Source organism: Haloferax sp. YSSS75, from assembly GCF_046764215.1.
Taxonomy (GTDB): domain Archaea; phylum Halobacteriota; class Halobacteria; order Halobacteriales; family Haloferacaceae; genus Haloferax.
Window position 1 is genome coordinate 3,020,236 of record NZ_CP177206.1, and the last position, 12,928, is coordinate 3,033,163.

Below are 12,928 nucleotides of genomic sequence, written 5' to 3' on the forward strand. Positions count from 1 at the left end.
TGCGGTAGTCGCCGATAAAACTCCTGTTCTCGGATGGTGTCGAAAAACGAACGCTTCGGAAAACTCCGACTTAGAACGGGGCCTGTGGGCCCTGGTCGTCTTCGATGTCGGTGGTGTCGCTGCTGGTCTCGCCGGGGAACGACGGCGACCCGCCGCGACTCTCGCCACCCATGTCTCCGCCCATGCCGGTGTCGGCGTGGACTTCGTTGATTTCGGGAATCTCCTTGACCATGCGGGTCTTGATAGCCTGAATGGTCATCGGCGAGATGCCACATCCGGAACAAGCGCCGCCGAGGAGAATCGTGACTTCGCCGGATTCGCGGTCCAGGTCACGGATGGCAGCACTGCCACCGTGCATCTGAATCTGCGGGAAGTTCCGACGGAGGAAGTTCACGACACGCTCTTTGAGGTCGTCCTCGCCGTCCTGCGTCTCCGTGCTCATGAAGGCGCGTTCGGTGCGAACGGGCTTAGGCCTTTGGTTCGGGTTAGGATTCGACGCCGAACACGCGGTGGAGTTCGGCCTCGATTTCGTCGAGATAGCGGTCGAGAACCGCTTCGAGCTTCTCGTCGTCGACGACGACTGCGGTGAGACGTTCGGCCGGGTTCTCGGGGAGTTCGACGTAGAAGTCGCCGTCTTCGTAGAACGGTTCGGACTCGTTGAGAATCTGCTGGTCGATACCGTGGATGAGCGTCGAGTCGTACTCGTTGTTCATCGTCTCGAAGGCGTTCTTGTACGCGCGCTGGAGTTGCGGGAAGTAGTTGGCGTACTTGTCTTCGAATTTCTCGGGGTCGAAGTCGGTCATACCTGACCTACCTCGCTGCCGGCAAAAAATCGGACGGTTGGCCGGTGCGAACTTCGATTCGAGCGCGCGCCCCGTCGCGTCGATGTCGTCCGAGAGCTTGGAGGCGACAGCCTTCCCGCAGAACGAACAGGACCATTGCCTCGTGGTGTACGTTTAACCGACAGTCGACCAGTGTCACTGACAGACGTGGCAACAGATCACATAATCGTTGGCGGCGGTGTGTACGGCGCGGGAACGGCGTGGGAGTTAGCCTCGCGGGGGGAAGATGTCCTCCTGCTCGAAGCAGACGAAATCGCGAGCGGTGCGTCCGGTGGCCTCGGCAAGCGGGGCGTTCGAGCCAACGGCCGCGACCCGCGAGAACTCCCGTTGATGGCCCTCGCGTACGACATGTGGCCGACGTTGGCCGACGAACTCGGCGTGGAGACGGGGTACGAACGGACGGGGCACCTCCGGTTGTACGAACGAACGACTGCCGGCCTGCGGGGCGGATTCGAGACTGCACCCGCACGGGCACAGGTGCAGTCCGAACTCGGTGTCGAGACGAGGGTGCTCTCGAAAGAACGCGTCGCCGAACTCGAACCACACGTCAGCGACGACGTCGTCGGGGCACTCTACTGCCCGAACGACGGCGTTGCCGACCAGACGGCCACGACCCGCGGACTCGCACGCACCGCCGTCGAACTCGGTGCGACGATTCGTGAACAGACGCCGGTCCGCGGATTGGAACTGGACGGTGGAGAAGTCACCGCCGTCGTCACCGACGACGACCGGTTCGAGGTCGGAGAGACGGTGTTGTTACTGTCGAATACACACGTCCCCGAACTGGTCGAATCGGAACTCGACCGCTCACTCCCCGTCTGGACGACGTGGCCGCAAGTGAGTGCGACCGAACCGATGGACGACGTGCCCGTGAACCACCTCATCGGCCACGACCACCGCCGACTGGCACTCAAGGCTATTCCCGGCGACCGCGTGATGATTTCGGGTGGCTGGCGCGGCGAGTGGGACGAGACGGCCCAGCAGGGAATCGCCCTCGACGACCGTATCGAGGGGAACGCGGCGGACGCACGGGCAGTCTTCCCCACGCTTCGGGACGTCGACGTCGAAACCGCCGATGCGAGCAGGCCAGAGTCCGTCTCAGTCGACCACGTCCCGATACTCGACACCCTTCCGGAGGCGACCAATGCCATCGTCGGCACGGGATGGACTGGTCACGGGTTCGCGATATCGCTCGCTGTCAACCGACTGCTCGCGAGGTGGGCCAGCGAGGGGAACCGCCCCGAACTACTCGCCCCGTTCAGTCTCGACCGGTTTTCGAACGCTGCGTGACGCCACCGTCGGGTACCGTAGAGGCGACTGGGCACTCTCGAACAAGTTCTGTATAGCAACCCACAATTTATCGCCCGGCAACCACGCCCGCAGAGAACTCCGTCGAGGAGGCGTCTCCGGACTACGACGCGGGTTTACGGTTCGTTGTCGTCACTGGCGTCACGATTCTCGGATGAAAATGGAGTGACGGGGCCGCGCGTCACTCGATGAGTGGACTGTCCACGCGTGCGGCGAACAGTTCGCTCGCCGCGAAGATGGACACGAGTTCGGCTATCAGTTCGTCGTACGACTCGTCCTCGTCGCGCAGTGCGTCGAGTCGCTCGACGGTTCGACGGTCCAGTTCGACCGTCTCTGTTTGTACCTCCGGTTCGTAACCGACCGGGTATTCGTATTCGAAGCGGTTTGTTCTCGCAGTCGCCATCGTTTGCCCCTCGCCGGCCGTGGTGGCCGGTACCATGACATACACAAGCATCCGATATGAGGATTTCGCGGAATCGACGGGTTGAGACGCCGATGTCACGGCCGTTCGACGTGTGGAGTCGAACCACTATCTGGACGCAATAAACTGCATTCTGCGATACGAAAGTCGGTTGGACTTGGTGTCAACTCCGGAAAGATGTCTCAGGCAGGAGAGAGTAACAAAAAGTAAAGATGATTCGAGCGAGTCACTGGAAGACACAGTGAGGCAACAGGCGACCCTGCAACTGGTATCGGTAGTCGGACTCGTCAGTCTCGCGCGAAGCGCGGAGGTCTAACGACGTGGTAGCCAGTGGTGTGAGTGTCGCGACGCTTCGGGTTTATCGTCGGGTCGCACCAATCGGTCGGCCACTGGCCGGCGCATGTCTAGGTGTCGGATATGTCGCTGTCGCACTGGGTTTCTTTGCACCGAACCTGCTGAATTCGGTGCTTGGTTTCGTACCGGAGTCAGTCGTGCTACAGACGGCGTATTTTGTCACGTTCGCCTATCCTGCGGCATACGTGGTTCTGGCCCTCCTAGCTGCATACGGTGCTGCCAACGAGCGAGTTGATGACAACTGGAGTCGTCGTGACCGTGTCCACGTCTATCTTGCAATTGCATTCGCCGAATGGACGCTCCACCATCTTCTCTACGTACAGTTCCCACTCGCGTTGATTTGGGGCTATCTCTCCCTTTCGATGGGTGTGAGATATGCTATCCCCGTGTGGTGGCTGCTCGGTGTTGCTGTTGTGGGTGTTCTCGTCGGGAATCGCTATCTGTGGTACCACGACCCCGACGACCTCCCTGTCGGGGCATTTCGTTAAGGAAACAGGCCATTGTATGGAAGTGTTTAAGGACAAACTGTTTTATGTGTGCTGCTGAGCGCACTATGTGGACGTATGATTTCGAATGTGAGACTATGTGCAAAATACGGCACAAATAGGCACAGATTGGTTAACGACCGAAGACGGCTGAACTCTCCCCCGTCCGGCCACCGGTCGAGCAGTCGTGGGACGACGCCCCTCCGCGAGCGAGGTGACCGTGCCACTACTTAGTATCGACAATCGCCGTCTCCTCGTCGACGCACTGGCACACCGACCACTGCTCCGTCGGATGCTCCGCCCACTCGTGGCAGTCGGGGTTCTCGTCGTCGCCGGCATCGCCGGGTTCAGCCTCGTCGGGGGTGCCAGTCTCGTCGACGCGGCGTTCTGGTTGCTCGACCCGACGAGCATCGAACTTCACTACCAGACGCACGACGGCCCCGCGACACTGGTCAAAGCGTACGCAATCGTGATACTCACCGGATTACTCGGGACCGGACTGTGGGCCGGCGAGACGTTCGTCTCGGCGGCGTTCGGCGGGCAGATACAAGCGGAGATAGAACAGATGAAAATCGAACGGAAGATAGACGAACTCGAATCGCACGTCGTCGTCTGCGGGTACGGAACCTTCGGCAAGACGGTGGCGTCCCGACTCCAATCGAAGGGTCGTGACGTCGTCGTCGTCGAGAGTCAGGAGACGCAGTACCAGCAGGCACTCGACGCGGACATCCTCACCATCGCGGGCGACGCCCGCCGCGAGGACAAACTCTCCGATGCCGGCGTGAAACGAGCGTCCACCGTCGTGGGCGCTATCGACGACTCCAAAGTCAACGTCCAGATTGCCATCACGGCGAGTCAACTGGCACCGACGGCGAAACTCGTCGTCAGGGCCGGCGACCAGATGGACGAAGCACTCGCACGCCGCGCTGGTGCCGACGAAGTCGTCGTCCCGGAAATCGTCAGCGGCGAGCAAATCAGCTCGAATCTCTAACCGACTCGTCTCGGTGTGACTGCTGGTGGTCACCCACCAGTTCAGCCATGTGGTATTTGTTCACGAGGAACATATTACTCGCATGACGAGTGACGCGGACCGCTACAACAAACGAGGGGTGCTGAAGAAGAAACAGTACAAGCGAGAGTTGAACCGCTTGCAGGAGGAGTTGGTGAAACTCCAGCACTGGATTACGGAGGAGAACCTCCGCGTCTGCGTCGTGTTCGAAGGCCGTGACGCGGCGGGGAAAGGCGGCGTCATCAAGCGTCTCACCCGCCGACTCAACCCGCGAGTCGCGCGCGTCGTCGCACTCGGAAAGCCGACGGAACGCGAACAGGGCCAGTGGTACTTCCAGCGCTACGTCGAGCAACTGCCGACGGAAGGCGAGATGGTACTGTTCGACCGGAGTTGGTACAACCGCGCAGGCGTCGAGCGCGTGATGGGTTTCTGCACCGACGACGAGTACGAGGAGTTCCTGCGGACCTGTCCCGAGTTCGAGCGAATGCTCGTCCGGTCCGGCATCATCCTCGTCAAGTACTGGTTCTCTATCAGCGACGAAGAACAGGAACGGCGCTTCCAGAAGCGCAACGAAGACCCGAAGCGACGCTGGAAACTCAGCCCGATGGACCTCGAAGCGCGCTCGAAGTGGGTCGAGTACTCGAAGGCGAAAGACGTGATGTTGGAACACACCGACATCGAGGAGGCACCGTGGTACGTCGTCCACGCCGACGTGAAGCGCCACGCGCGACTCAACTGTATCTCGCACCTCCTCGACCAGATTCCGTACGAAGACCTGACACCCGACCCAATCGAACTCCCACCGCGACAAGAGGTGGACTACGACCGACCCCCTATCGACGACCAAAACTGGGTGCCGGCACGGTTCGGGTCGAACCCAGTCGACGATTAGGCCAACTGCTCGCCGACGATGCGGTCCGCCTCGGCGATGAATTCTTCGACCGAACCCTTCGGAATCGTCGCCCCCGCCGCGACGTTGTGACCGCCGCCGTCGCCACCGACTGCCCGTGACGCCTCGCGCATGACGACAGAGAGGTCCAGTCCGTCTCTGACCATCACGTACGACCCGCGCGAAGAGACTTTCACCTGCCCGTCTTCGTCGTCGGCGAAGGCCAAGACGGGGATTCCGTTCCGGGTGGCGTCGGTGCCGACGGCCATCCCGGCGACGATGCCGACGATGGTCTCGCGTATCTCGTCGCCGGCGTCGAACCACTGGAGGTTCTCCTCCACAGTTACGCCGTGTTCTTTCACCCACTGCAACCCGTTCGAGAGGTTCTTGCGGTGATTTCGCAGGAGGCGCCGCCCTCTGTCGAGTGCACGGTCACGGTCACCGAGACAGATGGCGAGGCCAACGTCGCCCCGGTCGTATCGGGCAGTCGCGTTCAGGAGCGTCGAGAACTCGCTCACGTCGCGGAGTTCGGTGCCTTCTCGTTCGCGGGTGAGCACGTACGTCGTTCCGACGAGGTCATCGATGCGTGCGGCCGGGACACCGCTCGCGATTGCCCGGCGAATCAACGCACTGGCGAGCGTCTGCCGCTGGTCACCAGTGAGGTCGACCCACCGTTTCCACTCGCCGTCGTCGTCGCGGACCGGCACGTCGAGTTCGGTCAGGAACTCGATGGCTCCGGCCTCGTTGTTCGAGATGCCGGGGATGCGAACGTCAGTCGCGTACTGGAGGAGTTTCGGGAGGGGTCGAGTCTGTCGGCCGTAGATTCGGAGGTCGGTCCCCTCTTCGACGACGCCGGCGGCGATTCCTTCCTCGACGATACCTTCGTTGGCACCGGTGAGCGTCCCGTTCGTATCCTGCATGTCGCCGACTGCACCGACGACGGCGAGGGCGGCGAGGTCACGATTGTCGCCACTGTCGGGTTCGAGTGCACGCGCGAGCACGTAACTCGCGCCCGCGCCGGAGAGTTCGGTTGCCCCGTCGAGACCGAACAGAAGCGGGTTGAGGTGGTGTTCGGTTTCGACACCCTCGGCGGGTTGGTGGTGGTCTGCGATGACCGGGTGGAAGTCGCCTGCGGACTCGTGGTCGGCGATGATGTCGAGTTGACCGCTGCCGAAGTCGGTAAAGAGGACGGTGTCGTAATCGGTCGCCGCGATGTCGGCGATGGCCGCCTCGTCGAGTTGGCGACAGAACACCGTCTCGAACGGAATCTCGGCACGTTCGAGCGCCGTCGACGCGATGCCAGCGCTCGTCAACCCGTCGGCGTCGATGTGCGACGCGAGGAGCACCCTGTCGGCGTCGTGGAGTCGGTCTGCACACGCCGCGGCGTGCTCGGTGAGGTCGGGGACGGGGCCTTCCATCAGTTGGGTAGTCACGTCGTCACCGGCATAAACACTGGCAGTTTGGCAGGGACCGTCTCGGTTCGACTGGCGGTCATGTTGTGCGACAGTGCCCCCGTCTCGGTACAAAAAGGTTCGCCGCCGACCGCGTCGTGTGAATCGACACGGGACGCGTTCGGCAACGGTTCGAGAGCGCGTTCGGAAGCGGTTCGAGGGCGCGTTCGGCAACGGTTCGAGGGCGTGTTCGGCAGACTGGGGGGAGACCAGAGCGCGTTAGTTCGCGTCCTCGATGGCCGACTCGAGTTTGTCGAGCATCTCGGACTGCTCGTCGTCACCCAGCGGGACGTAGCCGACTTCGTCGGCGACGATTTCCTTGCTCGTCGAGTTCTCCATCCAGTAGCGTGCGAACTCGGCGACGTGTTCCTCTGCGAGCGACTCTTTGGCGGGGTACGTGAAGAGTGGGCGCGACAGCGGGGTATACTCGCCGGAGAGCGCGGTGTCGAGCGACGGTTCGACGTAGCCGTCGCCGTCGTCGATGGCGACTGCCTGCACGGCGTCGGTGTTTTCGCTGTAGTAGGCGTAGCCCATGTAGCCGATGGCGTACTTCGAGCCTTCGACGCCCTGCACGATGGTGCGGTCCTGTTCGGTCGCCGAGTAGTCCTGGCGGTGGCCCGGGCCTTCCTCGCCGATGATGGCCTCGATGAAGTAGTCGTAGGTACCGGAAGCGTCAGTGGGACCGAAGATTTCGATTTCCTCGTCGGGCCACGACTCGTCGACGTCGGACCAGACCGTCGGCTTGGACTCTGCGGAGAAGATGGTCTTCAGTTGCTCGACGGTGAGTCCCTCGCCGATGAAGTCGTTGTCGTTGTTGACGATGACGGTGAGGGCGTCGGTGGCGACTTTGAGTTCGACCGGTTCGACGTCGTTGGCCGAACACTGCTCTTCTTCTTCGGATTTGATGGGGCGCGACGCGTTGTTGAAGTCCGTCTGACCGGGACAGAAGTAGTTCGCGAAGCCACCACCGGACCCCGTCGACTGGAGGTTGACGTTGACCTCTGGGTGCTGTTTCTGGAAGCGTTCGCCCATCGCGGTGGCGAGCGGGAACACTGTCGAAGACCCTGCGATGTCGATGGCCCCCGACAGCCCTTCTGAGCCGGTCCCGGAGTTCTCGGATTCGCTGGAACCGGAGTCAGTCACGCTGTCCTCTGTACATCCCGCGAGGCCAGCGAGACCAGTGGCACCGGCGGCAATCAAGAACTTTCGGCGTGAAACGACGTCGTCCGTCTTGCGCGTCATCATCGGAGACGAGTGTAGATTTACTCAAGTACTCTGCTATTAGATATATATAGAGTATTGTTGGTATATAGCCTGGTGGATAGCGATATCGACGCGTCCGGTGACGAACCGAGTGAGACTCCCACCAGCTCGCTCACCGCTCGAAGAACCGTCGCGTCGCCGCCCGACAGTCGTCGTCGGCGCGAATCTGCTGGAAGGCACCGCGGATTCGGTCACGAGTGCCCGGGTCGGCCGCCCCGATAGCCGCGTACTGTTTGGTCAGTCGAGTCGAGCGGCGTGGCGACGTCGCGATGGATTCGACGAACTGCGTGACCGTCTCTTCTAACTCGTCGGCCGCGACGACGCGGTTCACGAGTCCCCACTCTGCCGCCGTGTCCGCTCCGATTGGGTCGCCCGTCAGCGCGAGTTCCATGAGCCGTTTCTTGCCGACGGTTTCGGCCACGCGCTCGACTGCGTACGGCGGATACGCGCCTATGGTCGTCTCGGGAAGCGCGAACGTGGCGTCTTCGACGGCGACGGCGAGGTCACACGCGGCGACGAGTTCGCACCCGCCGCCGTAGGCGAGTCCGTTGACTGCCGCGACGACTGGTATCTCCAGCGACTCGATGCCGAACAGCACGTCGTAGAGCGTGTCGGTCAGTGCTTCGACGTCGTCGGCCGTCTCCGCCTCGTCGATGAGGGCGATGTCGTCACCGGCGCAGAACACGTCTTCGACGCCGGTCAGGACGGCCACGCGCGACGATTCGGCCGCTCGTTCGAGACCGTCGCGGAGTTCTCTCCAGCCATCGAGGTGGAGGGCGTTCTTCTTCTCGGGTCGGTCGAGCGTGAGCCAACTGGCGTCGCCGCGAGTGTCGTATCGTAACATGTGACAGTGTGCGAGGACGAGCGAGAATACTCTACGGGTTCACATGTTACAGACGCCGCGTGACGACGAGCAACAGTGCCGCCGCCACCACCGTCGAGACAGCGACGAACGCCCACCCGGCGCTGTATCCGACCGACTCCACGACGACGCCGAACAGTGGCGGGGCGACCAGTCCACCGACGTTGAGTGCGGTCTGGCCGCCGGCAGTCGCCGCGCCGATGTCGTCTTCTGCGACGACGCTACTCAGACAGGAGTAGAACACACCCGGAGAACCGTGGATGGTGAGGCCGAGGGCGACGAACACGACGACTGTGAGTGCGAGCGACCCGCCCGCGCTGGCGAGCAGGCCGAACAGGACGACAGCACCCGACAGTTGGACGAGTGCGACTATCGCCGCGCCGCGTGCGCCGCCGAGGCGGTCAGCGAGGCTTCCCGCACCGATACGACCGATGCTCCCGGTCACCTGTGTCAGCGCGAGGACGCCGCCCGCGACTGCGGGACTCGCGCCGGCGACGTCCTGCGCGTAGAGGACGGTGTAGCCGAGCATCGAGAAGATAGAGACGCCCATGAACAACCCTGCGGCGACGAGCGCGACGTACGCCCGGTTCTCACCGAGTCCAGCGAGTTCCGGCCATTCGAGACGGCCGGTCCCGGACGACCCCTCGTACCGGAGGGCGAAAACCAGTGCGTACGCGATTGCGATGGCCGCGATTACCCAGAAGCCCACCTGCCACGCCGCGACGACGGCGATGCCCGTGACGAGGAGCGACGACGCGCCGCTTCCGACGGTGACGCCGACCTGTTTCACTCCCATCGCGAGGTTCGTGCTTCCGGCGGGGGCAGCGGCGACGATTCCGCGGTTCGACGCCGGCATCGCCGTCGAGTACGCCGCACCGAGAAGGGCAGTCGCTCCCAGCAAGAGCGCGTACGACGGTGCGAAGGAGACGCCGAGGAGGGCGACAGCGAGCGCGAGGAGACCGACGACCATCGCCGGTTTCTCGCCGTAGCCATCGACGGCCGCACCGCTCGGAAACAACACGAGCGTGTAGCCCACGATACCGGCGGTCAGAAAGACGCCGACGAGCGACTCGGACAGCGAGAACGCGTCGCGGACGAGCCCCGTCGCGGCGAAGATAGTGTAGTAACAGAGACTGGCCGCCGTTTGCCACCCGGCGACTGCCCCGACGCCCCGCCACGAACCCACAACTCCCGAAGTTCGCGTCACTCGTGATACGTGGGTGCCGCCATCTCGACGACGTCGCAGGCGAGCGCGTCGAATGTCGCCTCGTCGGGAACGACGTCCACGTCGATACCGTGGGATTCGGCCGTCTCGCGCGTCGGTGCGCCGATTGCCCCGACGACAGCACGATTCAGGCCGGCGATAGCCTCCTCGCGGATGCCGCGTTCGGCGGCGGCGTCGAGGAAGTGGTCGACCGTCAGCGACGAGGTAAACAGCGCCGCTTCGAGGTCACCGTCGGCCGCCATGACCGCCGACTGTCCCGCCTCTTCAGGGCGGACGAGTCGGTAGAGCACCGTCTCGTGGACGTCGGCACCGGCGTCGCGAAGTCCGTCGAGGAGCACCTGACTCCCGTGGTCACTCCGGGCGACTTCGACTGTCTTGCCAGACACGTCGGGTGCGAGGTGTTCGACCAACCCGGCGGAGGTGTACTCCTCGGGAATCCGGTCGACGGTCCATCCAGCCTCGCGGGCGGCAGCGGCAGTCGCGGGGCCGATACAGCAGAGCACCGCGTCGCCGGGCGTCCACCCTGCACCGGCCAGTAGTTCGACGCCCGTCTTGCTCGTGAGGACGACGAACTCGGCGGGTTCCGGCGTTGCGTCGGTCGGTTCGACGGCCAGCATCGGGTCGGCGACGGGCGTCGCACCGAGCGAGTCCAGCAGTTCGACTGCCGCGTCGATGCGCTCGTCGTTCGGGCGGAAGACGGCGGCGCGGACCTGTTGGCTCATTTGTCCCCTCCCTCGTCGCCGGACGTCTTCGTTCCGTCGGTCGATGCGCGGTTTGCGAGCGCGTCCACGCCGCCGCCACGCAGGAACTCCTTCACGTGGTCACGCGTCGCCGCCACCTCGCCGATGACGGTGATGGCCGGCGGTTCGATGTCCGCCTCGTCGCGCACGTCGACGATGGTGTCGAGCGTCCCGGTGGCGACGCGCATCTCCGGCCACGTTGCTCGTTCGATGAGTGCAACGGGTGTGTCGCCGTCCATGCCCGCCTCGCGGAGTTCGGCCGTATACAGCGGGAGTTTGCCGACGCCCATGAGGACGACGAGCGTCCCACCCGTCGCCGCCAGCGCGTGCCAGTCGATTGCCGACTCGTCTTTCGTCGGGTCTTCGTGACCCGTGACGAACGACACCGACGAGACGTGGTCGCGGTGCGTGACGGGGATGCCCGCCGAACCCGGACCGGCGACGGCCGAGGTGATACCGGGGACGACGGTGAACGGAATCCCGTGTTCTGCGAGGTGTTCCATCTCCTCGCCGCCGCGCCCGAAGACGAACGGGTCGCCACCCTTCAGGCGGACGACGTCTTTGCCCTCGCGGGCGAGTTCGACCAGTCGCGCGTTGGTGTACTCCTGTGGCGTCCACTCGCCGCCGGCGCGCTTGCCGACGTCTTCGCGTTTGTCGGCCGGAATCATCCCGAGAATCTCCGGGCCGGGGAGTTTGTCGTGGAGGACCACGTCCGCCTCCTCGATGAGGCGGGCGGCTTTCAGCGTCAGCAGTTCCGGGTCGCCGGGGCCGCTTCCGACGAGGTGGACCGTGCCGACCGATTCGCCGTCGATGTCCGTCGCGTCTGCGTCCAGTGCGTCGGTTTCGTCCGAATCGTCCTCCATCGGCATCTTATTCTTCCTCTTCTTCTTCCTCTGCTTCCTTCCGGGCCGCTTCGACGAGTTCGCCAGCACCGCGCTCGCGGAGACTCGCCGCGAACTCGCGGGCGGCGTTGGCGTGGTTGCCGACCGGCAGGTCACGACCAGTCTTGATGGCTTCAGACCCGTCGGTGGCGAGCACCTGCACGTCGACGTGGACGTGTTCGCCTTGCAGGAGCGCGTGGACGCCGACGGGGGCGATACAGCCACCGCCGAGTTCGGCGAGAATCGTCCGTTCGACGGTGGTCTCGACGCGGGTCCGCGGGTGGTCGATTTTGTCGTGGACGAGGTCGATAATCTCGGGGTCGGAGGCGGTCACCGCGATGGCACCCTGTCCGGGTGCGGGGACGAACGAGGTTCTGTCGAGGCGTTGGTACTCGATTTTGTCAGTGAGGCCGCTTCGTTCGAGTCCGGCCTCGGCGAGGACGATGGCGTCGTACTCGGTGTCGACCTGTCTGCTCATCGCCTGTCGCTGGAGTTCGGTGAGGCTGTCGAACCACTCGTCGGGGCGCTCGTCGAACTGTCGTTCGTAGTCGGTCTTGCCTTTCTGGCCCTTCGCTTTCTCGTCGTCTTCGATACGCGCCTCGTGTTCGCGCTGGAGACTCGTCGCCAGCAACTTCTCGACGCGCGTATCGACGTTGCCGCGGAGCGGTGCGACTTCGATGTCGTCGCGGTAACTGAGCAATTGGGCCTGCCGGCGGAGCGACGAGGTGCCGACGACTGCGCCCTCCGGGAGTTCGTCGATATCCTTCCCGTCGGGGGTGACGAGTACGTCTCCCGCTGGGGCGCGTTCGGGGACGCCCGCGACGACGAGGTTCTCCGGTTTCTCCGTCGGCATGTCTTTCATCGAGTGGACCGCCGCGTCCACGTCGCCACTGAGGACGCGTTCGTCCAGTGAGCGGACGAACGCGCCCGTCTTGCCCAGTCGGTGGATGAGTTCGTCTTGAATCCGGTCCCCCTCCGTCTCGACTTCGACGAGTTCGACGTCGAGTCGTCGGGTCGCGAGCGCCTCCCGTACACTCGCGGCCTGTGCCCGTGCGAGCGCCGACCCGCGCGTCGCCAAGCGAAGCGTCCGTGTAGTCATAGGGGGAAGTCTGGCGCCCGCGTTGAAAAGCCCTCCAGTTCGTCGCTGTCGTGTCGGGGCGTGACGCGGCACACGCGGCGGGTTGCCCGTGTGTGACCC

General features: G+C 63.8%; 14 protein-coding genes. 4 read left to right on the plus strand and 10 right to left on the minus strand.

The annotated features are described in order from the left end of the window. Nucleotides 1-70 precede the first annotated feature (70 nt). A complete protein-coding gene (locus tag ACK3R5_RS15685) occupies nt 71-442 on the minus strand; it encodes a NifU family protein (RefSeq protein ID WP_151111332.1) in 372 nt (123 codons plus the stop codon). A 43-nt stretch (nt 443-485) separates the two neighbouring features. After that, complete coding sequence (locus ACK3R5_RS15690; protein ID WP_411967624.1) at nt 486-803, minus strand: DUF5783 family protein; 318 nt, start codon at nt 801-803, stop codon at nt 486-488. A 186-nt stretch (nt 804-989) separates the two neighbouring features. On the opposite strand from ACK3R5_RS15690, the gene ACK3R5_RS15695 reads away from it, so the two are divergent. Then, nucleotides 990-2,132: an NAD(P)/FAD-dependent oxidoreductase gene (locus tag ACK3R5_RS15695; protein ID WP_411967625.1), complete on the plus strand. Its 1,143-nt coding sequence runs from the start codon at nt 990-992 to the stop codon at nt 2,130-2,132. Nucleotides 2,133-2,331: 199 nt separating this feature from the next. On the opposite strand, the gene ACK3R5_RS15700 is transcribed toward ACK3R5_RS15695, so the two are convergent. Further along, entirely contained in the window at nt 2,332-2,553 is a 222-nt protein-coding gene (locus ACK3R5_RS15700; RefSeq protein WP_411965758.1) for a hypothetical protein, read from the minus strand. A gap of 338 nt (nt 2,554-2,891) precedes the next feature. Between ACK3R5_RS15700 and ACK3R5_RS15705 the strand changes: the two genes are divergently transcribed. From ACK3R5_RS15705 to ppk2, 3 genes are all read left to right on the plus strand, one after another. Then, a complete protein-coding gene (locus ACK3R5_RS15705; protein ID WP_411967626.1) occupies nt 2,892-3,413 on the plus strand; it encodes a hypothetical protein in 522 nt (173 codons plus the stop codon). Nucleotides 3,414-3,702: 289 nt separating this feature from the next. Beyond that, the gene (locus tag ACK3R5_RS15710; protein WP_411965759.1) at nt 3,703-4,401 is read left to right on the plus strand and encodes a potassium channel family protein; all 699 of its coding nucleotides are present in this window, start codon (nt 3,703-3,705) and stop codon (nt 4,399-4,401) included. Nucleotides 4,402-4,483: 82 nt separating this feature from the next. Continuing rightward, nucleotides 4,484-5,311, plus strand: a complete 828-nt coding sequence (ppk2, locus tag ACK3R5_RS15715; protein ID WP_411967627.1) for a polyphosphate kinase 2 — start codon at nt 4,484-4,486, stop codon at nt 5,309-5,311. Here ppk2 and ACK3R5_RS15720 read toward each other — a convergent pair. The 7 genes from ACK3R5_RS15720 to hemC all read right to left on the minus strand — a co-directional run bounded on the left by ACK3R5_RS15720 (nt 5,308) and on the right by hemC (nt 12,829). Further along, nucleotides 5,308-6,726, minus strand: a complete 1,419-nt coding sequence (locus ACK3R5_RS15720) for a DHH family phosphoesterase (RefSeq protein ID WP_411967628.1) — start codon at nt 6,724-6,726, stop codon at nt 5,308-5,310. The two genes, ppk2 and ACK3R5_RS15720, sit on opposite strands and share 4 nt — an antisense overlap. A 252-nt stretch (nt 6,727-6,978) precedes the next feature. Then, nucleotides 6,979-8,001 carry a PstS family phosphate ABC transporter substrate-binding protein gene (locus tag ACK3R5_RS15725; protein ID WP_411967630.1) on the minus strand — a complete coding sequence of 341 codons (1,023 nt, stop codon included), beginning with the start codon at nt 7,999-8,001 and terminating at the stop codon, nt 6,979-6,981. A gap of 133 nt (nt 8,002-8,134) precedes the next feature. After that, complete coding sequence (locus tag ACK3R5_RS15730) at nt 8,135-8,866, minus strand: enoyl-CoA hydratase/isomerase family protein (RefSeq protein WP_411967631.1); 732 nt, start codon at nt 8,864-8,866, stop codon at nt 8,135-8,137. Nucleotides 8,867-8,912: 46 nt separating this feature from the next. Beyond that, the gene (locus tag ACK3R5_RS15735; RefSeq protein ID WP_411967632.1) at nt 8,913-10,070 is read right to left on the minus strand and encodes an MFS transporter; all 1,158 of its coding nucleotides are present in this window, start codon (nt 10,068-10,070) and stop codon (nt 8,913-8,915) included. 17 nt (nt 10,071-10,087) lie between these two features. Then, the gene (locus tag ACK3R5_RS15740) at nt 10,088-10,831 is read right to left on the minus strand and encodes a uroporphyrinogen-III synthase (protein ID WP_411967633.1); all 744 of its coding nucleotides are present in this window, start codon (nt 10,829-10,831) and stop codon (nt 10,088-10,090) included. Beyond that, the gene (gene cobA / locus ACK3R5_RS15745) at nt 10,828-11,712 is read right to left on the minus strand and encodes a uroporphyrinogen-III C-methyltransferase (protein ID WP_411968670.1); all 885 of its coding nucleotides are present in this window, start codon (nt 11,710-11,712) and stop codon (nt 10,828-10,830) included. Before cobA ends, ACK3R5_RS15740 begins: the two co-directional genes overlap by 4 nt. Before the next feature lie 7 nt (nt 11,713-11,719). After that, nucleotides 11,720-12,829 (minus strand): hydroxymethylbilane synthase, encoded by a 1,110-nt coding sequence (gene hemC / locus ACK3R5_RS15750; RefSeq protein WP_411964984.1) that lies wholly within the window; start codon nt 12,827-12,829, stop codon nt 11,720-11,722. Nucleotides 12,830-12,928 lie beyond the last annotated feature (99 nt).

Coding starts and splice junctions, on each gene's coding strand:
- ACK3R5_RS15685 (WP_151111332.1), bottom strand. CDS start 442: ATGAGCACGGAGACGCAGGACGGCGAGGACGACCTCAAAGAGCGTGTC.
- ACK3R5_RS15690 (WP_411967624.1), bottom strand. CDS start 803: ATGACCGACTTCGACCCCGAGAAATTCGAAGACAAGTACGCCAACTAC.
- ACK3R5_RS15700 (WP_411965758.1), bottom strand. CDS start 2,553: ATGGCGACTGCGAGAACAAACCGCTTCGAATACGAATACCCGGTCGGT.
- ACK3R5_RS15710 (WP_411965759.1), top strand. CDS start 3,703: ATGCTCCGCCCACTCGTGGCAGTCGGGGTTCTCGTCGTCGCCGGCATC.
- ppk2 (WP_411967627.1), top strand. CDS start 4,484: ATGACGAGTGACGCGGACCGCTACAACAAACGAGGGGTGCTGAAGAAG.
- ACK3R5_RS15720 (WP_411967628.1), bottom strand. CDS start 6,726: ATGGAAGGCCCCGTCCCCGACCTCACCGAGCACGCCGCGGCGTGTGCA.
- ACK3R5_RS15725 (WP_411967630.1), bottom strand. CDS start 8,001: ATGACGCGCAAGACGGACGACGTCGTTTCACGCCGAAAGTTCTTGATT.
- ACK3R5_RS15730 (WP_411967631.1), bottom strand. CDS start 8,866: ATGTTACGATACGACACTCGCGGCGACGCCAGTTGGCTCACGCTCGAC.
- ACK3R5_RS15740 (WP_411967633.1), bottom strand. CDS start 10,831: ATGAGCCAACAGGTCCGCGCCGCCGTCTTCCGCCCGAACGACGAGCGC.
- cobA (WP_411968670.1), bottom strand. CDS start 11,712: ATGGAGGACGATTCGGACGAAACCGACGCACTGGACGCAGACGCGACG.
- hemC (WP_411964984.1), bottom strand. CDS start 12,829: ATGACTACACGGACGCTTCGCTTGGCGACGCGCGGGTCGGCGCTCGCA.